The sequence below is a fragment of the Escherichia sp. KTE31 genome (assembly GCF_000407925.1).
GTDB classification, from domain to species: domain Bacteria; phylum Pseudomonadota; class Gammaproteobacteria; order Enterobacterales; family Enterobacteriaceae; genus Escherichia; species Escherichia ruysiae.
Window position 1 is genome coordinate 149077 of record NZ_KE136723.1, and the last position, 20960, is coordinate 170036.

Annotated in this window: 23 protein-coding genes; 8 read left to right on the forward strand and 15 right to left on the reverse strand. The window is 50.6% G+C overall.

The window, feature by feature from the left end:
• The first annotated feature begins 28 nt into the window (after positions 1-28).
• The 3 genes from mdoG (at position 29) to WES_RS12710 (ending at position 4476) form a co-directional block, all read left to right on the forward strand.
• Entirely contained in the window at positions 29-1564 is a 1536-nt protein-coding gene (gene mdoG / locus WES_RS12720) for a glucans biosynthesis protein MdoG (RefSeq protein ID WP_072132895.1), read from the forward strand.
• Positions 1557-4100, forward strand: coding sequence for a glucans biosynthesis glucosyltransferase MdoH (mdoH, locus tag WES_RS12715; RefSeq protein WP_010351277.1), 2544 nt, complete (start codon positions 1557-1559; stop codon positions 4098-4100). The genes mdoG and mdoH overlap by 8 nt, the downstream gene beginning before the upstream one ends.
• A 148-nt stretch (positions 4101-4248) precedes the next feature.
• Positions 4249-4476 carry a YceK/YidQ family lipoprotein gene (locus WES_RS12710; protein ID WP_001237191.1) on the forward strand — a complete coding sequence of 76 codons (228 nt, stop codon included), beginning with the start codon at positions 4249-4251 and terminating at the stop codon, positions 4474-4476.
• Here the strand turns inward: WES_RS12710 and WES_RS12705 are convergent, their stop codons facing one another.
• The 3 genes from WES_RS12705 to lpxL form a co-directional block, all read right to left on the reverse strand.
• The gene (locus WES_RS12705) at positions 4477-4851 is read right to left on the reverse strand and encodes a MysB family protein (protein WP_000180062.1); all 375 of its coding nucleotides are present in this window, start codon (positions 4849-4851) and stop codon (positions 4477-4479) included.
• An 82-nt stretch (positions 4852-4933) separates the two neighbouring features.
• Positions 4934-6160 carry a multidrug efflux MFS transporter MdtG gene (mdtG, locus tag WES_RS12700; RefSeq protein ID WP_000050574.1) on the reverse strand — a complete coding sequence of 409 codons (1227 nt, stop codon included), beginning with the start codon at positions 6158-6160 and terminating at the stop codon, positions 4934-4936.
• A gap of 168 nt (positions 6161-6328) precedes the next feature.
• On the reverse strand, positions 6329-7249 hold the full coding sequence (lpxL, locus tag WES_RS12695) for a kdo(2)-lipid IV(A) lauroyltransferase (RefSeq protein ID WP_010351771.1): 921 nt from the start codon (positions 7247-7249) through the stop codon (positions 6329-6331).
• A 224-nt stretch (positions 7250-7473) separates the two neighbouring features.
• On the opposite strand from lpxL, the gene WES_RS12690 reads away from it, so the two are divergent.
• The gene (locus WES_RS12690) at positions 7474-8526 is read left to right on the forward strand and encodes an oxygen-dependent tRNA uridine(34) hydroxylase TrhO (protein WP_010351773.1); all 1053 of its coding nucleotides are present in this window, start codon (positions 7474-7476) and stop codon (positions 8524-8526) included.
• Between the two features lie 41 nt (positions 8527-8567).
• Here WES_RS12690 and WES_RS12685 read toward each other — a convergent pair whose 3' ends face one another.
• The 9 genes from WES_RS12685 to mdtH all read right to left on the reverse strand — a co-directional run bounded on the left by WES_RS12685 (position 8568) and on the right by mdtH (position 15309).
• Entirely contained in the window at positions 8568-9143 is a 576-nt protein-coding gene (locus tag WES_RS12685) for a YceI family protein (protein WP_000749186.1), read from the reverse strand.
• A 1-nt stretch (position 9144) separates the two neighbouring features.
• Complete coding sequence (locus WES_RS12680; protein WP_001131605.1) at positions 9145-9711, reverse strand: cytochrome b; 567 nt, start codon at positions 9709-9711, stop codon at positions 9145-9147.
• Between the two features lie 261 nt (positions 9712-9972).
• On the reverse strand, positions 9973-10086 hold the full coding sequence (locus tag WES_RS12675; protein ID WP_001253739.1) for a YceO family protein: 114 nt from the start codon (positions 10084-10086) through the stop codon (positions 9973-9975).
• Positions 10087-10133: 47 nt separating this feature from the next.
• A complete protein-coding gene (gene solA / locus WES_RS12670) occupies positions 10134-11252 on the reverse strand; it encodes an N-methyl-L-tryptophan oxidase (protein ID WP_000872757.1) in 1119 nt (372 codons plus the stop codon).
• A gap of 114 nt (positions 11253-11366) precedes the next feature.
• Positions 11367-11621, reverse strand: a complete 255-nt coding sequence (bssS, locus tag WES_RS12665; protein WP_000414435.1) for a biofilm formation regulator BssS — start codon at positions 11619-11621, stop codon at positions 11367-11369.
• 276 nt (positions 11622-11897) lie between these two features.
• Positions 11898-12143, reverse strand: a complete 246-nt coding sequence (gene dinI / locus WES_RS12660) for a DNA damage-inducible protein I (RefSeq protein ID WP_001217754.1) — start codon at positions 12141-12143, stop codon at positions 11898-11900.
• A gap of 73 nt (positions 12144-12216) precedes the next feature.
• Entirely contained in the window at positions 12217-13263 is a 1047-nt protein-coding gene (pyrC, locus tag WES_RS12655) for a dihydroorotase (RefSeq protein ID WP_016158047.1), read from the reverse strand.
• 105 nt (positions 13264-13368) lie between these two features.
• Positions 13369-13929, reverse strand: a complete 561-nt coding sequence (locus WES_RS12650) for a lipoprotein (RefSeq protein WP_016158048.1) — start codon at positions 13927-13929, stop codon at positions 13369-13371.
• 171 nt (positions 13930-14100) lie between these two features.
• Entirely contained in the window at positions 14101-15309 is a 1209-nt protein-coding gene (gene mdtH, locus WES_RS12645) for a multidrug efflux MFS transporter MdtH (protein WP_016158049.1), read from the reverse strand.
• 235 nt (positions 15310-15544) lie between these two features.
• Here mdtH and rimJ point away from each other — a divergent pair, with 235 nt between their 5' ends.
• The 4 genes from rimJ to murJ all read left to right on the forward strand — a co-directional run bounded on the left by rimJ (position 15545) and on the right by murJ (position 19357).
• Entirely contained in the window at positions 15545-16129 is a 585-nt protein-coding gene (gene rimJ / locus WES_RS12640; protein ID WP_000468197.1) for a ribosomal protein S5-alanine N-acetyltransferase, read from the forward strand.
• Between the two features lie 10 nt (positions 16130-16139).
• Entirely contained in the window at positions 16140-16787 is a 648-nt protein-coding gene (locus WES_RS12635) for a YceH family protein (RefSeq protein ID WP_000877127.1), read from the forward strand.
• Between the two features lies 1 nt (position 16788).
• Positions 16789-17712, forward strand: a complete 924-nt coding sequence (locus WES_RS12630; protein WP_000736173.1) for a Gfo/Idh/MocA family protein — start codon at positions 16789-16791, stop codon at positions 17710-17712.
• A 109-nt stretch (positions 17713-17821) separates the two neighbouring features.
• Positions 17822-19357: a murein biosynthesis integral membrane protein MurJ gene (gene murJ / locus WES_RS12625; protein WP_001050689.1), complete on the forward strand. Its 1536-nt coding sequence runs from the start codon at positions 17822-17824 to the stop codon at positions 19355-19357.
• 39 nt (positions 19358-19396) lie between these two features.
• Here murJ and flgN read toward each other — a convergent pair whose 3' ends face one another.
• The 3 genes from flgN to flgA form a co-directional block, all read right to left on the reverse strand.
• Positions 19397-19813 (reverse strand): flagella biosynthesis chaperone FlgN, encoded by a 417-nt coding sequence (gene flgN / locus WES_RS12620; protein ID WP_000197370.1) that lies wholly within the window; start codon positions 19811-19813, stop codon positions 19397-19399.
• Between the two features lie 4 nt (positions 19814-19817).
• Positions 19818-20111 carry a flagellar biosynthesis anti-sigma factor FlgM gene (flgM, locus tag WES_RS12615; RefSeq protein ID WP_000020871.1) on the reverse strand — a complete coding sequence of 98 codons (294 nt, stop codon included), beginning with the start codon at positions 20109-20111 and terminating at the stop codon, positions 19818-19820.
• Between the two features lie 75 nt (positions 20112-20186).
• Entirely contained in the window at positions 20187-20846 is a 660-nt protein-coding gene (gene flgA / locus WES_RS12610; RefSeq protein ID WP_016158054.1) for a flagellar basal body P-ring formation chaperone FlgA, read from the reverse strand.
• Positions 20847-20960 lie beyond the last annotated feature (114 nt).

The window sequence follows — 20960 nt, forward strand, 5'->3', positions numbered from 1 at the left end:
CTTACTTATTATGAAACATAAACTACAAATGATGAAAATGCGTTGGTTGAGTGCTGCAGTAATGTTAACCCTGTATACATCATCAAGCTGGGCCTTCAGCATTGACGATGTCGCAAAGCAAGCTCAATCCTTAGCCGGGAAAGGCTATGAGGCGCCTAAAAGTAACTTGCCCTCCGTTTTCCGCGACATGAAATACGCGGACTATCAACAGATCCAGTTTAATCATGACAAAGCATACTGGAACAATCTGAAGACCCCATTCAAGCTCGAGTTCTACCATCAGGGTATGTACTTCGACACACCGGTCAAAATAAATGAAGTCACTGCAACGGCAGTAAAAAGAATCAAATACAGCCCGGATTATTTCACTTTCGGCGATGTTCAGCATGACAAAGACACGGTAAAAGACCTCGGTTTCGCCGGTTTTAAAGTGCTTTACCCGATCAACAGCAAAGATAAAAATGATGAAATCGTCAGTATGCTCGGGGCCAGCTATTTTCGCGTGATTGGCGCAGGTCAGGTTTACGGTCTTTCTGCCCGAGGCCTGGCAATTGATACCGCGTTGCCATCAGGTGAAGAATTCCCACGCTTTAAGGAGTTCTGGATCGAGCGTCCAAAACCGACCGACAAGCGTTTAACGATTTATGCGTTGCTTGATTCGCCGCGTGCGACAGGCGCTTATAAGTTTGTTGTTATGCCGGGACGTGACACGGTTGTTGATGTGCAATCGAAAATCTACCTGCGCGATAAAGTCGGCAAACTGGGTGTTGCGCCGTTAACCAGTATGTTCCTGTTCGGGCCGAACCAGCCATCTCCGGCGAATAATTATCGTCCGGAATTGCACGACTCCAACGGTCTGTCTATCCATGCTGGTAACGGTGAGTGGATCTGGCGTCCGCTAAACAACCCGAAACATCTGGCGATCAGCAGCTTCTCGATGGAAAACCCGCAAGGCTTCGGCCTGTTGCAGCGTGGCCGCGATTTCTCCCGCTTTGAAGATCTCGACGATCGTTACGATCTCCGTCCAAGCGCGTGGGTGACACCGAAAGGGGAGTGGGGAAAAGGCAGCGTTGAGCTGGTGGAAATTCCAACCAACGATGAAACCAACGATAACATCGTCGCTTACTGGACGCCGGATCAGTTACCGGAACCAGGTAAAGAGATGAACTTTAAATACACCATTACTTTCAGCCGTGATGAAGACAAACTTCACGCGCCTGATAACGCCTGGGTGCAGCAGACGCGTCGTTCAACGGGGGATGTGAAACAGTCGAACCTGATTCGCCAGCCTGACGGCACTATCGCCTTTGTGGTCGATTTTACCGGCGCAGAGATGAAAAAACTGCCAGAGGATACCCCGGTCACAGCACAAACCAGCATTGGCGATAATGGTGAGATTGTTGAAAGCACGGTGCGTTATAACCCGGTCACCAAAGGCTGGCGTCTGGTAATGCGCGTGAAAGTGAAAGATGCCAAGAAAACCACTGAAATGCGTGCTGCCCTGGTGAATGCCGATCAAACGTTGAGTGAAACCTGGAGCTACCAGTTACCTGCCAATGAATAAGACAACCGAGTACATTGACGCAATGCCCATCTCCGCAAGCGAGAAAGCGGCATTGCCGAAGACTGATATCCGCGCCGTTCATCAGGCGCTGGATGCTGAACACCGAACCTATGCGCGAGAGGATGACTCCCCGCAAGGGTCGGTAAAAGCACGTCTGGAACAAGCCTGGCCAGATTCACTCGCTGATGGACAGTTAATTCAAGACGACGAAGGGCGCGATCAGCTTAAGGCAATGCCGAAAGCAAAACGTTCTTCTATGTTCCCCGATCCGTGGCGTACTAACCCGGTTGGGCGTTTCTGGGATCGTCTGCGTGGGCGCGATGTAACGCCGCGCTATCTGGCGCGGTTGACCAAAGAAGAGCAGGAGAGCGAGCAAAAGTGGCGTACCGTCGGCACCATCCGTCGTTACATCCTGCTTCTCCTCACTCTGGCGCAAACCGTCGTCGCTACCTGGTATATGAAGACCATCCTGCCTTATCAGGGGTGGGCGCTGATTAATCCAGTTGATATGGTCGATCAGGATCTGTGGGTTTCCTTTATGCAGCTTCTGCCTTACATGCTGCAAACCGGTATTCTGATCCTCTTCGCTGTTCTTTTCTGCTGGGTGTCTGCCGGTTTCTGGACGGCGTTGATGGGCTTCCTGCAACTGCTTATTGGTCGCGATAAATACAGTATTTCCGCTTCAACCGTTGGCGATGAACCGTTAAATCCGGAGCATCGCACAGCATTGATCATGCCTATCTGTAACGAAGACGTGAATCGCGTTTTTGCAGGTCTGCGTGCAACGTGGGAATCAGTGAAAGCGACCGGTAATGCCAAACATTTTGATGTTTATATCCTGAGTGACAGCTACAACCCGGACATCTGCGTGGCAGAACAAAAAGCCTGGATGGAGCTGATCGCCGAAGTGCAGGGTGAGGGCCAGATTTTCTATCGCCGCCGTCGCCGTCGCGTGAAGCGTAAAAGCGGTAACATTGACGATTTCTGCCGTCGCTGGGGTAGCCAGTACAGCTACATGGTGGTGTTGGATGCGGACTCGGTGATGACCGGTGATTGTTTGTGCGGTCTGGTGCGCCTGATGGAAGCCAACCCGAACGCCGGGATTATCCAGTCGTCGCCGAAAGCGTCTGGTATGGATACGCTGTATGCACGCTGCCAACAGTTTGCGACCCGTGTCTATGGGCCATTGTTCACTGCTGGTTTGCATTTCTGGCAGCTCGGCGAGTCACACTACTGGGGGCATAACGCGATTATCCGCGTGAAACCGTTTATCGAGCACTGTGCGCTGGCGCCGCTGCCTGGCGAAGGATCATTTGCGGGTTCAATTCTTTCGCACGACTTCGTGGAAGCCGCACTGATGCGCCGTGCAGGCTGGGGGGTATGGATTGCTTACGATCTCCCTGGCTCTTATGAAGAGCTGCCGCCTAACCTGCTTGACGAGTTAAAACGTGACCGCCGCTGGTGCCATGGTAACCTGATGAACTTCCGTTTGTTCCTGGTTAAAGGGATGCACCCGGTTCACCGCGCGGTCTTCCTGACGGGCGTGATGTCTTATCTTTCCGCACCGCTGTGGTTTATGTTCCTCGCGCTCTCTACCGCATTGCAGGTTGTACACGCACTGACCGAACCGCAATACTTCCTGCAACCACGGCAGTTATTCCCGGTCTGGCCACAGTGGCGTCCTGAACTGGCGATTGCGCTGTTTGCCTCGACGATGGTGCTGCTGTTCCTGCCGAAGTTGTTGAGTATTTTGCTTATCTGGTGCAAAGGAACGAAAGAGTATGGCGGCTTCTGGCGAGTTACGTTATCGCTGCTGTTAGAAGTGCTGTTCTCTGTGCTGCTGGCGCCGGTGCGTATGCTGTTTCATACGGTATTTGTGGTTAGCGCCTTCCTCGGCTGGGAAGTGGTGTGGAATTCCCCGCAACGTGATGACGACTCTACCTCCTGGGGCGAAGCGTTTAAACGCCACGGCTCACAGCTGCTGCTGGGGTTAGTGTGGGCGGTCGGTATGGCGTGGCTGGATCTGCGTTTCCTGTTCTGGCTGGCACCGATTGTCTTCTCGCTGATTCTGTCACCGTTTGTTTCGGTGATCTCCAGCCGTACAACCGTTGGGCTGCGCACGAAACGCTGGAAACTGTTCCTGATCCCGGAAGAGTATTCACCGCCTCAGGTACTGATCGATACCGATCGTTTCCTTGAGATGAACCGTCAACGTTCTCTCGACGATGGCTTTATGCATGCAGTGTTTAATCCGTCGTTTAACGCTCTGGCAACGGCAATGGCCACCGCGCGTCACCGCGCCAGTAAGGTGCTGGAAATCGCCCGTGACCGCCACGTTGAACAGGCGCTGAACGAGACGCCAGAGAAACTGAATCGCGATCGTCGTCTGGTACTGCTAAGCGATCCGGTGACGATGGCTCGTTTGCATTTCCGCGTCTGGAATTCACCGGAGAGATATTCTTCATGGGTGAGTTACTACGAAGGGATAAAGTTGAATCCACTGGCATTGCGTAAACCGGATACGGCTTCGCAATAAAAGCGTAGATGCCTGCAATATATTGAATTTGCAAGGCTTCGTAGGCCGGATAGGGGCGTTCACGCCGCATCCGGCAAAACAACAAGCACTTTGTCAGCAATAAAAATACCGGCGTAATGCCGGTATTTTTTTACAGAAGAGGGTTCAAATGCGCTTAATTGTAGTAGGCATCATGGTTGCTTTGCTGAGTGGTTGTGGCAGCATCATTAGCCGCACCATACCGGGACAGGGGCATGGCAATCAATATTATCCCGGCGTGCAATGGGATGTACGTGACTCCGCATGGCGCTATGTCACGATCCTTGATCTCCCATTCTCTTTAGTCTTTGATACCTTACTGTTACCGATCGACATTCATCACGGAGCATATGAGTAATTAACGTTCATCCCACTCATCGGCTGCTGCGCGTCCTTCTTCGGTATCCAGCGGTGGCTCAAGCTGGAATTCACCTTCGTCCCATTCATGCAGAGTATTTTCTTCCTGCCATTCCTGGCGGATTTCAATCTCATCATAGTCGCCATCAAAGATGCTTTGTGCGGCTTCTCCACTGAACATTGGCAGGCATTCACCTTCTTCGCCTTCATCGGCGAGAAACTCAACCTGCCACATAATGTCGCCATCTTGCAGAATATATTTCTGGACATTGAACTGTTGCACATTTGCTTCTTCGGCGTCGATGCCGGGGTTGTCAGCAAGAAATTCTTCGCGTGCGGCATCAATGGCTTCTTCAAGCGTTGCGTACATAGTCATCACGACTCTCCCTTTGATTTGCTGAGGTGTTCAGGGAAAGAATAGCTGATTCTCCGCTTTTGCAAGTATGAAAGGCGAAAAATCAGTTCGATACCTGGGGGAGTCGGCGACGGCGCAGGCTGTTCCACGAATAGACCGCGTTAAACAAAACGACTCCGGCGGTAACCAGAAATACAGCACGAAAGCCGTAGTGTGCTGAAATAGCTGCGCCCATCAACGGCCCCGTAACGTTGCCAATATCGCGAAACGACTGGTTGTAGCTGAAAATGCGCCCGGCGATTTGGTTGGTCGAATTATAAACCAGCAACGTTTGTACGGCGGGGAGCAGAGCGCCGTCTGCGGCGCCGAGCAAAAAGCGTAAAATCCCCAGTTGCAGTGGTGTCTGGACATAAGACATTGGGATCAACAGCAGCACAGAAAAGATCAGCGCAGTTATCAGGATCTTTTCTGGCCCGATACGATCGCCAAGTTTACCGAGTCGTGGAGCACTTAGCAGTGCAGCCACGCCGGGCACGGAGGCGATCATGCCGCTAATAAAGGCGATATTACTGACATTTCCTGCCAGTTCGCGGACATACAGCGTCAGGATTGGCGCGATAGATCCAGTAGCAATCTGGATAATTAATGTTGTGACAAACAGGCTAAGTACCAGTTTCGGATTTTTAAGCGATGTTACGACTTCCCGCATGTGCAGCATCTCTTTTTTGCTGACGGGCTGGAATTTTTCTCTGATACAAAACAGGGTGACGAAAAAGCAGAGTATGAGCACACTGGCGGTAATAAAGAATACCGGACGTAAGCCGTAGTTATCAGCGAGTAAGCCACCAGCCATCGGGCCGAGCAACGCGCCGCTAACGCCGCCGGTGGAGAGCGTGCCCAGTGCCCAGCCGCTTTTATTACGCGGTACTTGTGTGGCGATAAGAGCATTGGCGTTGGGGACAAACCCGCCAAGCAAACCAAGCAGCGCCCGCAGGATCAGAAACTGCCAGATATTTTGCGCCAGCCCCATCAGCACCATCACGATGCCCATGCCGAGAGCAGAGCGCAATAACATGATTTTTCTGCCTTTGCGGTCGGCAAGCCCGCCCCAGAAAGGGGAGGCGATGGCGGAGAATAAAAAGGTAATACTGAAGACAATTCCCGACCACATATTCAGCGCGCTGTGGCCAGTGACGCCAAGTTGCTCAACGTAGAGGGGTAAGAATGGCATCACCAGACTGAAGGCGGCACCGGTAAGAAAACAACCTAGCCAGGCAACGATCAGGTTTCGTTTCCAGTTTATGGGGGTGTCATTTTCACAGAGTGACATAGCAATCCGCTGTTGGTGCGCCAGGCGCGGTGAATAAAAGGAGAAAAAGTAAGCACACTAATTATGCGCCTGACTTATAGGTGACGCAATGTACAGAGCTTTTATCGCTAAATCAGGGGGGGGCAGCGGTAATGCCGGATGCAGTTCGAAACATCCGGCAAGGGAGATTTAATAGCGTGAAGGTACGCCTTCCGGGCGCGTTTTAAAGCGACGATGCAGCCACATGTACTGTTCCGGTGCCATCATGATGCATTTCTCGACCACTTTATTCATCCACGCTGCGGTGACTTCGGCGTTATCCAGAGGCGGTGAACACTCTGGCGGCAGCATGATCAACTGATAGCCTTTGCCGTCTGGCTTACGACGCGGAACGAACGGCACCAGGCACGCACCAGACATTCTCGCCAGCATCCAGGTGCCACTGGTGGTCGCCGCCTGCTCAACAGCAAACAGCGGCACGAAAACGCTCGAGCGCGGACCGTAATCGTGATCCGGCGCATACCAGACCACTTCGCCTTTCTTTAGTGCCCGGATCATGCCTTTTAAATCTTTGCGATCAAGCATCGATTTATTCGAACGCAGGCGCCCCCAGGTTTGCAGCCAGTCGAGCAACGGATTATCGTTTGGGCGATAGACGCCGATACCCGGTTCCTGCATACCAAATTGCCTTGCGCCCAGCTCCAGCGTCAGAAAATGGATGCCGACCAACAGAATGCCGCGCTTTTGCGCCTGCACGTCACGGATATGTTCCATGCCAATCACTTCCGTCCAGCGGGCAATTCGACGATCCGACCAGAACCACGCCATGCCGGTTTCCATCAACCCCATACCAACGGATTCGAAATTCTTCACCATCATTTCATGGCGTTCTTGTTCGCTCATCTCCGGAAAGCACAGTTCCAGGTTGCGATATACAATTTTGGCGCGACGTTTCATAACATGTAACGCCAGTCGTCCTGCCGCAATGCCAAGGCGGTAGATAATCGGGTAGGGTAACTGAACGACTAACCAAAGTACGCCAATACCCAACCAGGTTAACCAATAACGCGGATGAAGCAGTGCGGTGGAGAACTTGGGTAGATTCGTCATATCAATCCTGTCTTTCAACCTATACGGGCAATTGTATGTATTGTCGCATTTTTTCGTCCGCAACCAAAATTTGTGACCGAAGACTGGGCGAAATTACCGCGTATGTAAATCATTAATAATTTTTAATGCGCAAATGTAGCGTAAAATGTATGGATGTTAATTGTCGATAATTGCTATATCATGCTGCGGATTTTTACTTTCCCACCCCGCAGGAACCGTACACCATGCCAGTGTTACACAACCGCATTTCTAATGACGCGCTGAAAGCCAAAATGCTGGCCGAGAGCGAACCACGCACCACCATTTCGTTCTATAAATATTTCCACATTACCGATCCCAAAACGACCCGTGATGCTTTATATCAGCTATTTACCGCGTTGAATGTCTTTGGACGGGTCTATCTGGCGCATGAAGGGATCAACGCACAAATCAGCGTACCGGCGAGCAACGTAGAGACATTTCGCGCACAGCTTTATGCTTTTGATCCTGCTTTAAACGGTTTACGTCTGAATATTGCGCTGGATGATGACGGGAAATCCTTCTGGGTGCTGCGCATGAAGGTTCGCGACCGAATTGTTGCCGATGGTATTGACGATCCTCAATTTGATGCCAGTAACGTGGGGGAATACCTGCAAGCAGCGGAAGTGAACGCCATGCTTGATGATCCCGATGCGCTATTTATCGACATGCGCAACCACTATGAATATGAAGTGGGGCATTTTGAAAACGCGCTGGAAATTCCGGCAGATACCTTTCGCGAACAACTGCCAAAAGCGGTTGAGATGATGCAGGCGCATAAAGATAAAAAGATCGTGATGTACTGCACCGGTGGTATTCGTTGCGAAAAGGCCAGTGCCTGGATGAAACATAACGGATTCAATAAAGTCTGGCATATTGAAGGCGGGATTATTGAATACGCTCGTAAGGCGCGTGAACAAGGTTTGCCTGTCCGCTTTGTTGGTAAAAATTTTGTTTTTGACGAGCGGATGGGCGAGCGGATCTCTGACGAAATTATTGCGCATTGTCATCAGTGTGGCACACCTTGTGACAGCCATACCAATTGTAGAAATGATGGCTGTCATCTGTTGTTTATCCAGTGTCCGGCGTGTGCCGAGAAATTCAAGGGCTGTTGTAGTGAGATTTGCTGTGAAGAAAGTGCATTACCGCCTGAAGAACAGCGCCGCCGTCGTGCCGGGCGAGAAAATGGCAATAAGATCTTTAATAAATCGCGTGGACGCCTGAACACGACGCTGGTCATTCCTGATCCAACAGAATAAACATTCGTGCCGGATGTGCGTCATCCGGCAACATCTATGCATTACTTCTGCTGTACACCTTCCACCGAAATAATCAGATCAACCTCCTGCGAAGCTGGACCTAAATCAGTCTTAATGTTGAAGTCTTTCAGCTTAATTTTGCCTTCTGCCTCGAAGCCCGCACGTTTACCGCCCCACGGATCGTCACCCTGACCAATCAATTTTGCTTCCAGCGTTACTGGTTTGGTTACGCCATTTAGTGTCAGATCACCCGTAATATCCAGTTCATCACCGTCTTTCTTCACGCTGGTAGAAGTGAACGTCGCCTGCGGATATTTTGCGGTATTGAGGAAATCTGCGCTGCGAAGATGCTTATCACGTTCGGCGTGATTGGTATCGACGCTGGTGGTGTTAATTGTCACATTCACTTTATCAGCAGCTGGGTTCTTTTCATCAAAGGTAAAAGTACCGTCGAAATCTTTAAAGGTGCCATATAACCAGCTATAGCCAAGGTGCTGGATGCGGAAATTGACAAAGGCGTGCTGACCTTCTTTGTCAATTTTGTAATCGGCGGCGACAGCTGAACCGGCAGAGAACATCAGGGAAGCAAAGGTTAAAGCAAGCAGGCTTTTTTTCATTTTATACTCCATAGTCAGATGACGATTTTCCCAGCATACGCTTCAGGGTGTCGTCTTTATCGATGAAATGATGCTTCAGGGCCATAAATCCGTGCATAACGGACAGTACGACGACGCTCCACGCGAGCCAAAAATGCAGGGCACCGGCAAGGTCAGCCTGTGCGCCAGCATCGGCAAGGGTCGCGGGGATGTCAAACCAGCCAAAAACGCTGATCGGTTTGCCATCGGCGGTCGAGATGAGATAGCCGCTGATGCCAATGGCGAAGAGCAAAAAGTACAGCGTGAGATGTCCAATTTGTGCGCCGAGACGCGTCATGGGCGAATAACTTTGCAATGGACCAGGCGGTGGGGATATAACGCGCCACAGAATGCGTATAACCAGCCCCATCATTAACAGAATACCGACGCTTTTATGCAGCTCTGGTGCTTTGTGATACCAGCCATCGTAATAACTGAGCGTTACCATCCATAGTCCTAAAGCAAACATGCCGTAGATAATGATTGCACTCAGCCAATGAAAGGCCATCGATATAACACCATAGCGTTTGGGGGTATTTGTAAGGGGCATAAATGCATCCGAAACTTATTTGCGAAAGAATGAAAATGGCGCGTTGGAGAATGAATTGCAACTGAAAAATAACAATTTGAATGATATTTATTTTTATTTCAATAATTTTGATTTAATAATGAAAGAATCTTCATAAGTTTAGTGGTTTCAGGATGAGGTATGTCAGGGGAATGCTACCAGGACAGAAATAAAGTTATTCAATTTTTCACGCCAAATGAAAGAGAGATTAAGGTTTTGTCAATTTATGTCAGTGGGGTGCGGTTAAAAATAAAACACGTAGATCAGATCCATAATTGCCAATAATCCCCAGAGAAAAAGATATAGCATGAGATGCTCGCGGATATTATTAATGAGATAGTTCACCAGCCGACGCATTAAAAACTCCTGTAAAAACGGCCTCATTTTTGAGGCCGTGATGATGATTATTTGAAGCGGGCAAGTCTGAATGGCGTCAAATCAAAATCGCTATTTATGCCTTGCGCAAAATCGGCGGCTATTTCCCCTAATACCGATGCAAATTTAAATCCGTGTCCACTCAGACCGGTAATCAGCAGCGTATTATCGTGACCGGGCAGGGTGTCGATAATAAAATCTTCATCAGGTGAATTATCGTAGGTACAGGAAGCGCCGTACAGGCAGCAACCAATGCCCGGCAGTATGCTACGTAAGAAGGGAAAGGCTTCAGAACCGTCACTGGCGATTTCAGCAAACGGAACGCGTTCATCTGCTGAATGAATCACCTGTCCACCATTGTGTTTGCCAATTTTTAGGGCGTCATTTTCGGCGGGAAAGCCGTAATATTGATCGCCATTGGGCAGTTCTCCGGTAAAGGCCGGAAATTTATTTTTCATACTATAACGACCATCGGCCTGATACCAGGCGAACACTTTGCGTACTGGCTGGACAGGGAGTTCTGGCAGCAGGTCTTTTACCCAGGTTCCCGCGCAGACGATCGCTTTTTTCGCCTGATACTCGCCGTCAGCTGTTGTAATGGTTACGCCGTTGTCATCATGGTGAATAGCGGTAACCGGGCAATTAAACAGTTGAGCACAGCCAGCTTCATTCGCCAGTTTGATCCAGGTTTTAATCGCCAGTTCGCTGCGCAGAAAGCCAGAATCAGCCTCAAACAAGCCGATGTAATTGTCAGGAACGCGTATTTCAGGCCAGCGAGCCATAATGGCCTGCGCATCCAGTTTTTCGACGTTGAGTTGCCATTGTTCCGCGCTGTGGGCGACATTGGCGAGGAATTCGGAGTCGGCAGGGCCGAGGTTGATGACGCCAGAGCGTACAAAAACGGGGTCTTCTTCGTTGTAACGGGTGAGTTCATCCCACAGGGTTTGCGCGCGAAGCACCAACGGAACATACTTTTCGCCTTCACCATAAGCATGGCGAATTAATCGTGTATCACCGTGGTGGCTGCCGTGTTGGTGCGGCGGCATATGGGCGTCGGTCATCAGCACTTTCAAACCGGCCCGAGTGGCATAATACCCGGCTGCAGCACCTACGGAACCGCTGCCAATAATGATGAGATCGTATTTCATTTTTTTCTCTCTGCTCTCATGGTTTAAGCAGAGTAATTAAGTGAATGCAGATATACAACCCAGAAATAGTAAAGGCACCAATCTGGTGCCTTTTGGGTGGATGGTCATGTCAAGTTAATGACGACGATACTCATTTACATGGAAATCACCAGATTCAATTTTGGCTATTCCTGCTTCTAATATCGAAATAAATTGTCTGGCAACATCAGTAGTTAACCAGAGTGTCTGACCAACTTCAGTCCCTTCCTGCTCGGACTTATTTGGGGTCTGGTAGTGCAAACGCAACATCAGAGCATCATAGCTATCAACGGTGCTGATGTCCCACCCTACGAGCGGATGAGTCTGAATGACTTCATTGTTTTTTTCCATCATGGCCCCCTAATTCGTGTTACTAGACAACGTTATTCGAGGTTCAATGCATTTTTATCTGAAGCAACTTCAGTATACCAATAAGTAAGGGTATCCACAGAATTTTTAAAGGGGGAAAGAGATATTTTTTTGTTTTTAAGATTTATATGAACAATAAAACAGCATGTCATTCATATTTTTTTAGCATATCGTGCAATTATTTTGAGGAAGTGTAGAAATTTTGTGCTGAAAATAAAAAAGCCGGGGCGACCCGGCAAAAACAAACATTACTGCATATTATTCGCTAACGAACCAGTCATCTGCGCTTTCCCATGTTTCTTGCAGAATTTCGCTAATGCGCTGTTTATCTTCTTTTGTTGCGCCAATAACCGATAAATTATTGGCTGCGGCATAACGAACAGAAACATGACCTTCGTTATCAGGAAACGCATATTGAATACGGCGGGAAAGTTCACCGGCCAGGGCGTCAATGGCTCCGGCAGGTAATGGAGAAGTTTTTGCTATGGTGACTTCAATTCTCATAATAGCCCCCTGTTTTACATACTGGTTATTTATACAGGTAAAATAACCTAATGACAACAGGGAACTACGTTTTTTATTGTTTAACTGTCCAGCGTACCGTTTCTCCGGCCAGGAATGGCACCAACGTGTCGTCAGTCAGAGTGATGCTTTCAGCCACTTTCTGCTCTTCGCGTACCAGTTCAATAAACGATTCGTTGACCGGTAAATCATAGAACTGCGGGCCGTTTAAAGAACAGAACGCTTCAAAGTGCTGTAACGCATTCATTTCTTCAAAGACAGTGGCGTAACTGCCCAGCGCCGTTGGTGCATTAAAACAGCCGGCACAACCGCAACTACTCTCTTTGCGATGACGCGCATGTGGCGCGGAGTCAGTCCCAAGGAAAACGCGACTAAAGCCACTGGCGACCAGTTCACGCAGCGCCTGTTGATGCACATTACGTTTGAGAATGGGCAGGCAGTACAGGTGCGGACGTACACCACCAACCAGCATGTGGTTACGGTTAAACATCAAATGTTGAGGGGTAATGGTAGCAGCCAGTAGTTTATTACCATCACGAACATATTCAGCGGCATCTTTAGTCGTGATGTGCTCAAAAACCACTTTCAGCCCAGCCAGGCGTTGGCGTAGCGGTTCCATAACAGTTTCAATAAAGCGGGCTTCACGGTCAAAAATGTCGATGTCGGCGTGTGTCACTTCTCCGTGTACCAGCAGTGGCATACCCATTTTTTCCATTCGCTCCAGTACGGGCATGATAGCGTCAACCGACGTCACGCCGTGGCTGGAGTTGGTGGTCGCGTTTGCCGGGTAAAGTTTTGCAGCGGTGAACACGCCTTCGTTAAACCCTCGCTCCAGTTCGTCTGCATCCAGTGAATCAGTTAAGTAGCAGGTCATCAGCGGGGTGAAGTCGTGCCCGGCAGGGACGGCGTCAAGAATACGTTGACGATAAGCCACGGCAGCCTCAACGGTCGTCACGGGCGGTGCCAGATTGGGCATAACGATGGCCCGACCATAGGTTTGGCTGGTATACGGCACGACAGTTTTTAACATGTCGCCATCGCGGAGGTGAAGGTGCCAGTCGTCTGGGCGGCGGATCTTTAATACCTGGGATGGTGCAGTCATTAATCTCTATGCTCCGGCTGAAGGGATGTTTTTGCCGGACACAAAGGATAAGCGGAAACGTTTTCCTTTGCACGAAAAATAAAGGGCGCGAATGCGCCCTCGTGTTTAATCAGTAAACGGAATGACAATTTCGCCAGGTTTCACCTCAATACCTTTCGCCAGTTTTTTCGCCATTGCTTCACCTTTGCTGCCATCTTCGCGCAGAATGTAAGCCGGTTGCTGGTTAAAGTAGTTGCGTAATGCCTGATTCAAATAGGGGAGCAACGTTTGCATCACTGTCTGCATTTTTTCCGGTTGTACCGTCGCATCGACCACTTCCATTTCCTTCAGGAAGATAGCGCCTTTTTCTTTATCGAAAACCGGCAGTGCTTTCAGTTTTAGTTTCATGGTCGCTTTCTGGCTGCCGAACAGGGAGTTCATATCCAGATTTGCATCCCCGGTTAAGGTTATCTTATTCGGCTCTTCGCGACCAATTTGGCTGGTCAGGTTTGTCAGAACAATATGGGCGTCAGCTACGCCGGGCAAACCGATATCTTTCGAGAAATTATTATGTTTCTCAAGCGACTGGTTAATTTCTTGTTCGCTAATCGTGTACTGGGTGAGTTGATTACAGCCAACGAGCAGGCCGCTGACGAACAATGCAGCGGCAAATAAAAACTTGTTCATGGTAGTCCTCGACATGAAATCTGCGTCAATATCCTGACACAACGCAGCATGTGCCACCAGCGTTAAACTCGCCAGCAGAAAAAACTGAATTCTGCGGCGGCTGGTAATAACAAGCTGTTAAGGCGCGTCAGTTTGACAGGGCGAGCAATGGTAACAGAACGCATCGCGTTTTCAGGCATCGCGTTCCAGCAACCGACGCGCAGCGCGCTTCTGGCTAAATTGCCAACCCAGAGCAAGAAAGGTGATTATGCCAATAATGCCCAACATCATCCACGGTAGCTCTGGTTGTTGTGCCGACTTACCCAGATCAAACAGCCAACCGCCGCCGATATAACCGATAGCGCCGCCAATCGCCAGACCCAGACGACTAAACCCCATATAGCTGCCGCGCGCTCGCGCATCCGCCAGCGAGGCGCTTAAGGTTTCACGCGCAGGTTCGGCAATGATCGACCCGATATAAAACAGACAAATCAGGGTGAAGAGTTGTTGCAGACTGCTGACCATTCCAACTGGCATCATGCTTAACGACATGACTAACAGCCCAGCCATCAACCGATGTTCCAGACGAAAACGCTTTTCGCTCCAGCGAGCGATAGGGTAGAACAAGGTTAAGGAGAGACATGCTTCAATGGCATACATCCATTTAACGGCAGAGGGTGCGCCAGCAACATCGTTGACCATAATCGGCAGCATCAGCATCACCTGAACGGCCAGCATGTAGTAGCCCGCCAGCGTCAGGACGTAAGTGACAAAACGTTTATCACGCATCACGCGAGCCATGCCTTCGCGGACTGGCGTGCGCACGGTAGAGAGTTTCCACGCCGGTAACAACCAGGCATTAAACGCTGCACACAGCACAAACAGAATCGCCCCCGTGGCGCAGACCAGGCGGAAATCATATTGCAACAGCCAGCTCCCCAACAATGCGCCAATGACCGCACCGGCACTGTCCTGCATCATTAACAACGAGAAAAAGCGGCCACGCTGCTGCGGGCGAATCAATTTGACCACCAGCGCCGAACGCGGCGGATCGAAAAGAGTGCCGCCAAGACCTGAGAGAAGGCAGGAAAACCACAGTAGCCAGGGCTCCTGAGCGATGCCCATGGTGGCGAATCCGGTGGCGCGCATCAGCATACCGGTGACAATCATCGGTTTAGCGCCAAAGCGGTCGGCAATTGCGCCGCCAAAAATACCCAACCCCTGCTGAATGAACTGACGCAGACCGAGGGCAATACCGACCATCACGGCGGCCCAGCCCATTTGATCAACGAAGCGGATGGAGATCAGCGGAAAGACAACAAAGAACCCCAGCACGACCAGCATATTATCGATGAGCAGGAAATATTTACCCAGGTTCCTCGCCTGCGACACGCGCGACATTTCCCCTCCCGGGAAATAAAAGATGAGCACTTTCTATTCTGCATGGTCGCTAATACTTTTCCCACAATTCCCGGGACAATATTTTTTTATCGAAAGCTCTCTTTGATAGAGAGTTTTTATCAAATATGTGAATAATGCAGGAAATGGTATTTGGGACTTTTCACAGGCTCTGGTTGCGCAGGTATAGTAATACTTACAGCGTATTAAAGACGTTACGGGAAGGAGTAGGTATAGAATGTTTGGCTATCGCAGTAACGTGCCAAAAGTGCGCTTAACCACGGACCGACTGGTCGTGCGTCTAGTGCATGATCGTGATGCCTGGCGGCTGGCGGACTATTACGCAGAGAATCGCCATTTCCTCAAGCCCTGGGAGCCAGTGCGCGACGAAAGCCACTGCTATCCTTCAGGCTGGCAGGCCAGGTTAAGCATGATTAATGAATTTCATAAACAAGGTTCTGCATTCTATTTTGGGTTGTTCGACCCGGATGAGAAAGAGATTATTGGCGTTGCCAATTTTTCTAATGTGGTGCGGGGATCTTTTCATGCCTGCTATCTCGGTTATTCGATCGGGCAAAAATGGCAAGGCAAAGGGCTAATGTTTGAAGCCCTGACCGCCGCCATTCGTTATATGCAGCGCACCCAACATATTCATCGCATTATGGCCAACTATATGCCGCACAATAAACGCAGCGGTGATTTACTGGCGCGACTGGGTTTTGAAAAAGAAGGCTATGCGAAAGATTATTTGTTGATTGATGGACAATGGCGCGATCACGTACTGACGGCATTAACCACCCCAGACTGGACGCCCGGCCGCTAAGGAGAATCTCATGAAATATCAACTTACTGCACTGGAAGCCCGCGTGATTGGCTGCTTGCTGGAAAAACAGGTGACAACGCCGGAGCAATATCCGCTTTCTGTAAATGGTGTAGTAACGGCCTGTAATCAGAAAACGAACCGTGAACCGGTAATGAATCTGAGTGAGTCCGAGGTGCAGGAGCAGCTGGATAATCTGGTCAAACGTCATTATTTACGCACGGTGAGCGGTTTTGGTAATCGGGTCACCAAATATGAGCAACGCTTTTGTAATTCAGAATTTGGCGATCTGAAACTAAGCGCCGCAGAAGTGGCGTTGATAACCACTTTGTTGTTACGCGGTGCCCAGACGCCAGGCGAATTGCGCAGCCGCGCGGCGCGGATGTATGAATTTAGCGATATGGCGGAAGTGGAGTCCACGCTGGAACAACTGACTAATCGTGAAGACGGTCCTTTTGTGGTTCGCCTGGCTCGCGAACCGGGTAAACGTGAAAGCCGCTATATGCATCTTTTCAGCGGTGAGGTTGAGGATCAGCCGGTGTTAACGGAGCCGTCGAACGCGGTTGACGGCGATTTACAGGCTCGTGTCGAAGCACTGGAAATCGAAGTGTCAGAACTGAAACAGCGTCTTGATTCATTGCTGGCCCATCTGGGAGATTAAAGTGAAAAAATTACGTATCGGCGTAGTGGGATTAGGCGGCATCGCGCAAAAAGCGTGGTTACCGGTGCTGGCGGCAGCATCAGACTGGACGTTACAAGGCGCGTGGTCGCCAACGCGTGAGAAAGCTCTGCCAGTTTGTGAAAGCTGGCGCATTCCCTACGCTGATTCGTTATCCAGCCTCGCCGTCAGTTGCGATGCAGTTTTCGTGCATTCAAGCACTGCCAGCCACTTTGAGGTTGTCAGTGCGCTGTTAAATGCGGGGGTGCATGTTTGTGTCGATAAACCGCTGGCGGAAAATCTGCGTGATGCCGAGCGGCTGGTGGAACTGGCAGCACGGAAAAAACTCACCCTGATGGTCGGTTTTAACCGCCGTTTCGCACCGCTCTACTGTGAGTTAAAAACGCAACTCGCTACGGCGGCCTCGCTAAGAATGGATAAGCATCGTAGCAATAGTGTCGGGCCGCACGATCTTTATTTCACGTTGCTGGATGATTATCTGCATGTGGTGGATACCGCGCTGTGGTTGTCTGGCGGCAAAGCCTCCCTGGATGGCGGCACGTTACTGACTAACGACGCTGGCGAAATGCTGTTTGCCGAGCACCATTTTTCTGCGGGTTCTTTGCAGATTACTACCAGTATGCATCGCCGTGCCGGAAGTCAGCGTGAAGCCGTGCAGGCCGTGACTGACGGTGCGCTCATCGACATTACGGATATGCGTGAATGGCGTGAGGAGCGCGGGCAGGGGGTAGTGCATAAACCGATTCCAGGCTGGCAGAGTACTCTCGAGCAGCGTGGATTTGTTGGTTGCGCACGTCACTTCATTGAATGCGTGCAAAATCAGACAGTTCCGCAAACCGCCGGTGAACAGGCTGTGCTGGCGCAGCGCATCGTTGACAAGATCTGGCGCGACGCGATGAGTGAATAAACCCTGTAACATCTGGCGGTAGCAATTCACCATAATCCAGGTAGACTATTCGCCTCTTTCAGCGCCTGCCTTGCAGGCGTTTTGCCCGTGGGTCTGGATTAGAACACCGATGAATTTATTAAAATCGCTGGCCGCCGTCAGCTCGATGACCATGTTTTCGCGTGTGCTTGGCTTCGCACGTGACGCAATTGTCGCCAGAATCTTTGGTGCAGGGATGGCAACCGACGCCTTTTTTGTCGCTTTTAAACTGCCTAACTTGTTGCGCCGTATCTTTGCCGAAGGGGCATTTTCCCAGGCATTTGTACCAATTCTGGCGGAATATAAAAGCAAGCAGGGTGAAGACGCCACGCGGGTCTTTGTCTCTTATGTTTCTGGTCTGCTGACTCTCGCGCTGGCGGTTGTGACGGTTGCCGGGATGCTCGCCGCGCCGTGGGTAATCATGGTGACCGCGCCGGGCTTTGCTGATACTGCCGACAAATTTGCCCTGACTACCCAGCTATTACAGATTACTTTTCCCTATATTTTGCTGATCTCCCTGGCGTCGCTGGTGGGGGCGATTCTCAATACCTGGAACCGTTTTTCGATTCCGGCATTTGCCCCGACGTTACTTAACATCAGCATGATTGGTTTTGCGCTGTTTGCCGCGCCGTACTTTAATCCGCCGGTGCTGGCGCTGGCGTGGGCTGTAACGGTGGGCGGTATCCTGCAACTGGTTTATCAGCTACCGCACCTCAAGAAGATAGGCATGTTGGTTTTGCCACGCATTAACTTCCACGATGCGGGTGCGATGCGCGTGGTGAAACAGATGGGGCCGGCGATTCTTGGCGTCTCTGTCAGTCAGATCTCCTTGATCATCAACACCATTTTTGCTTCGTTTTTGGCATCCGGTTCAGTCTCCTGGATGTATTACGCTGACCGTTTAATGGAGTTCCCGTCTGGCGTACTGGGCGTGGCGCTTGGCACCATTTTGCTACCATCGCTGTCGAAAAGTTTTGCCAGCGGCAATCACGATGAATACAACCGCTTGATGGACTGGGGGCTGCGTCTTTGTTTCTTGCTGGCGCTGCCAAGCGCGGTGGCGCTGGGTATCCTTTCCGGGCCGTTGACCGTTTCACTGTTTCAATACGGTAAATTTACCGCCTTTGATGCGCTGATGACCCAGCGGGCGTTAATTGCTTACTCGGTGGGTTTGATTGGCCTGATTGTGGTGAAAGTGCTGGCTCCGGGCTTTTATTCCCGACAGGACATTAAAACACCGGTAAAAATAGCCATCGTCACGCTGATCCTGACGCAATTGATGAACCTGGCGTTTATCGGCCCGTTGAAACATGCCGGATTGTCGCTTTCCATTGGTCTGGCGGCTTGTCTGAATGCTTCGTTGCTGTACTGGCAGTTGCGTAAGCAGAAAATTTTCACCCCGCAGCCCGGCTGGACTGCGTTTCTGCTGCGTTTGTTGGTAGCCGTATTGGTGATGTCTGGCGTGCTGTTAGGTATGTTACACATCATGCCAGAGTGGTCATTGGGCACTATGCCCTGGCGCTTACTACGCTTGATGGCGGTTGTTGTGGCGGGGATTGCGGCATACTTTGCCGCGCTGGCGGTGCTGGGCTTCAAAGTTAAAGAGTTTGCCCGTCGGACGGTGTAATAATGCGTTCCGGCCTGCATTGAAGGCCGGAGAAAATCTTCAGATAGATATCTTTTTACTGCCGCGATGGGACGTTGAGGTTTGACCGTTAGCCCCGTACAGCGTCGGTTCCTGATGCGGTTTCAGCATCTCCAGCGCCTGTTGATTGCGCTCAATCTGTCCTTCCAGTAACCAGCCGTTATGTTGATTTAACTGGCGCAGTTTCTGCGTTTTCACGGTAATTTCCCGCCAACGCTGCGCGATATCGTCGCTGTTTGCAGTATCCAGTGTTTGCCGACGTAACTGCTCAAGGTAATCCAGCGTTGCCAGCAGTGAGCTTTTTTGTTCTGTAATCCATTGCAACTGGCTGCCGTTGATCTGCCCCATAGAGAGATGTTGCTGCTCTTGATCCATCACCATTTTAAGCTCGTTAAGCACTGCGGACATCTGGTCGAGGATCTCTGCAAGACGCGTCATAAGCCTATTTACTCAGTAAGTCTTGTTGTACTTCGCTGATCAGTGCGTCGGCAATTTTGCCGATATCCATTTTTAGCTCGCCGTTACGAATCGCCTGTCTCAACGCTTCTACGCGTTCAAGATTGATATCACTGCTGCCTGGCTGCATCAATTTTGCCTGCGCATCGCTTAACGTGACGCTGGTGCTGGTGGCTGCGGTCGTTTTAGTCGAGCGGGTATTGGCTACCGGCGCGTCAGTGTTTTCGCGTGGCTGAACGGTGCTTACGGGCTTCAGAGGTGAAGTGCGGTCAATACTCATGGTTTATTCCTCATTGAGGGCGCTTTTATCATTTGTTGCTTATTTATCGGCAATAGTCGGTCAATCTTTAATAGCTTACAGGTTTATAAGAATATTCCCATCAGCATCCACCACGCCACTGACCACCTGACCCGACACCATGCGGACACGAGCATTTTGCGCGACGGCGGCATTGTTCAGTGCCTGACCTTCAGCATTGGCGCTGAATCCCTCGCCGCTGGCAATCACATTGACGCGTTGACCGGCTTTGACTCGCCAGGCCTGGCGCAGCATGGTTAGCTGTACAGGCTGTTCGGGCGCCAGATCGCGCAGGCTGACGGCATCAACAAGTTGATTGACATCCAGCACAGTACGCGGCGGTAAGGTATCCAGCCGTCCGCGCTTTAGTTTGACACTGCCAGATCCCAGCTTTCCTCCCCGCACAACGGGCATCGCAGCAACCACATAATTTCCCGTGGCCTGCACATTAACCTGCAAATATCGTTTGTCGTTGCCGCAGCGCGCCAGCACATTCACATTGCCCCACAGGCGAGAATTGCTGGTCATCGACAGCAACGGCTGTTCACACGGAGGCAGTAAATGGGGCGCAGTACGAATAGAGACCCGGACTTCATCACTCAACCCTGCCAGTTGTGCGGCAAAAAAGGTTTGCAATTGTGATGTGAGATCGCCAGCCGCACTCAGCGGACTGAACAGTATCGCGATGATCGCCATACAACGCTTCATTGCCAGCATTTTCGCCTCCAGCCATTTCTACGGGCCAAATTGTACCCGCGCGCTGTGACCATCAACGGCATAAATAGCGACCCATTTTGCGTTTATTCCGCCGATAACGCGCGCGTAAAGCCT

What these genes read in the sequence shown, in the direction of transcription:
- solA (WP_000872757.1), bottom strand. Translation starts at nt 11,252, where the DNA reads ATGAAATACGATCTCATCATTATTGGCAGCGGTTCCGTAGGTGCTGCA.
- WES_RS12680 (WP_001131605.1), bottom strand. Translation starts at nt 9,711, where the DNA reads ATGCCCCTTACAAATACCCCCAAACGCTATGGTGTTATATCGATGGCC.
- rimJ (WP_000468197.1), top strand. Translation starts at nt 15,545, where the DNA reads ATGTTTGGCTATCGCAGTAACGTGCCAAAAGTGCGCTTAACCACGGAC.
- bssS (WP_000414435.1), bottom strand. Translation starts at nt 11,621, where the DNA reads ATGGAAAAAAACAATGAAGTCATTCAGACTCATCCGCTCGTAGGGTGG.
- flgA (WP_016158054.1), bottom strand. Translation starts at nt 20,846, where the DNA reads ATGCTGGCAATGAAGCGTTGTATGGCGATCATCGCGATACTGTTCAGT.
- flgM (WP_000020871.1), bottom strand. Translation starts at nt 20,111, where the DNA reads ATGAGTATTGACCGCACTTCACCTCTGAAGCCCGTAAGCACCGTTCAG.
- mdtH (WP_016158049.1), bottom strand. Translation starts at nt 15,309, where the DNA reads ATGTCGCGCGTGTCGCAGGCGAGGAACCTGGGTAAATATTTCCTGCTC.
- mdoG (WP_072132895.1), top strand. Translation starts at nt 29, where the DNA reads ATGATGAAAATGCGTTGGTTGAGTGCTGCAGTAATGTTAACCCTGTAT.
- flgN (WP_000197370.1), bottom strand. Translation starts at nt 19,813, where the DNA reads ATGACGCGTCTTGCAGAGATCCTCGACCAGATGTCCGCAGTGCTTAAC.
- WES_RS12635 (WP_000877127.1), top strand. Translation starts at nt 16,140, where the DNA reads ATGAAATATCAACTTACTGCACTGGAAGCCCGCGTGATTGGCTGCTTG.
- lpxL (WP_010351771.1), bottom strand. Translation starts at nt 7,249, where the DNA reads ATGACGAATCTACCCAAGTTCTCCACCGCACTGCTTCATCCGCGTTAT.
- murJ (WP_001050689.1), top strand. Translation starts at nt 17,822, where the DNA reads ATGAATTTATTAAAATCGCTGGCCGCCGTCAGCTCGATGACCATGTTT.
- mdoH (WP_010351277.1), top strand. Translation starts at nt 1,557, where the DNA reads ATGAATAAGACAACCGAGTACATTGACGCAATGCCCATCTCCGCAAGC.
- pyrC (WP_016158047.1), bottom strand. Translation starts at nt 13,263, where the DNA reads ATGACTGCACCATCCCAGGTATTAAAGATCCGCCGCCCAGACGACTGG.
- WES_RS12710 (WP_001237191.1), top strand. Translation starts at nt 4,249, where the DNA reads ATGCGCTTAATTGTAGTAGGCATCATGGTTGCTTTGCTGAGTGGTTGT.
- dinI (WP_001217754.1), bottom strand. Translation starts at nt 12,143, where the DNA reads ATGAGAATTGAAGTCACCATAGCAAAAACTTCTCCATTACCTGCCGGA.
- WES_RS12690 (WP_010351773.1), top strand. Translation starts at nt 7,474, where the DNA reads ATGCCAGTGTTACACAACCGCATTTCTAATGACGCGCTGAAAGCCAAA.
- WES_RS12675 (WP_001253739.1), bottom strand. Translation starts at nt 10,086, where the DNA reads ATGCGTCGGCTGGTGAACTATCTCATTAATAATATCCGCGAGCATCTC.
- WES_RS12705 (WP_000180062.1), bottom strand. Translation starts at nt 4,851, where the DNA reads ATGACTATGTACGCAACGCTTGAAGAAGCCATTGATGCCGCACGCGAA.
- WES_RS12685 (WP_000749186.1), bottom strand. Translation starts at nt 9,143, where the DNA reads ATGAAAAAAAGCCTGCTTGCTTTAACCTTTGCTTCCCTGATGTTCTCT.
- mdtG (WP_000050574.1), bottom strand. Translation starts at nt 6,160, where the DNA reads ATGTCACTCTGTGAAAATGACACCCCCATAAACTGGAAACGAAACCTG.
- WES_RS12650 (WP_016158048.1), bottom strand. Translation starts at nt 13,929, where the DNA reads ATGAACAAGTTTTTATTTGCCGCTGCATTGTTCGTCAGCGGCCTGCTC.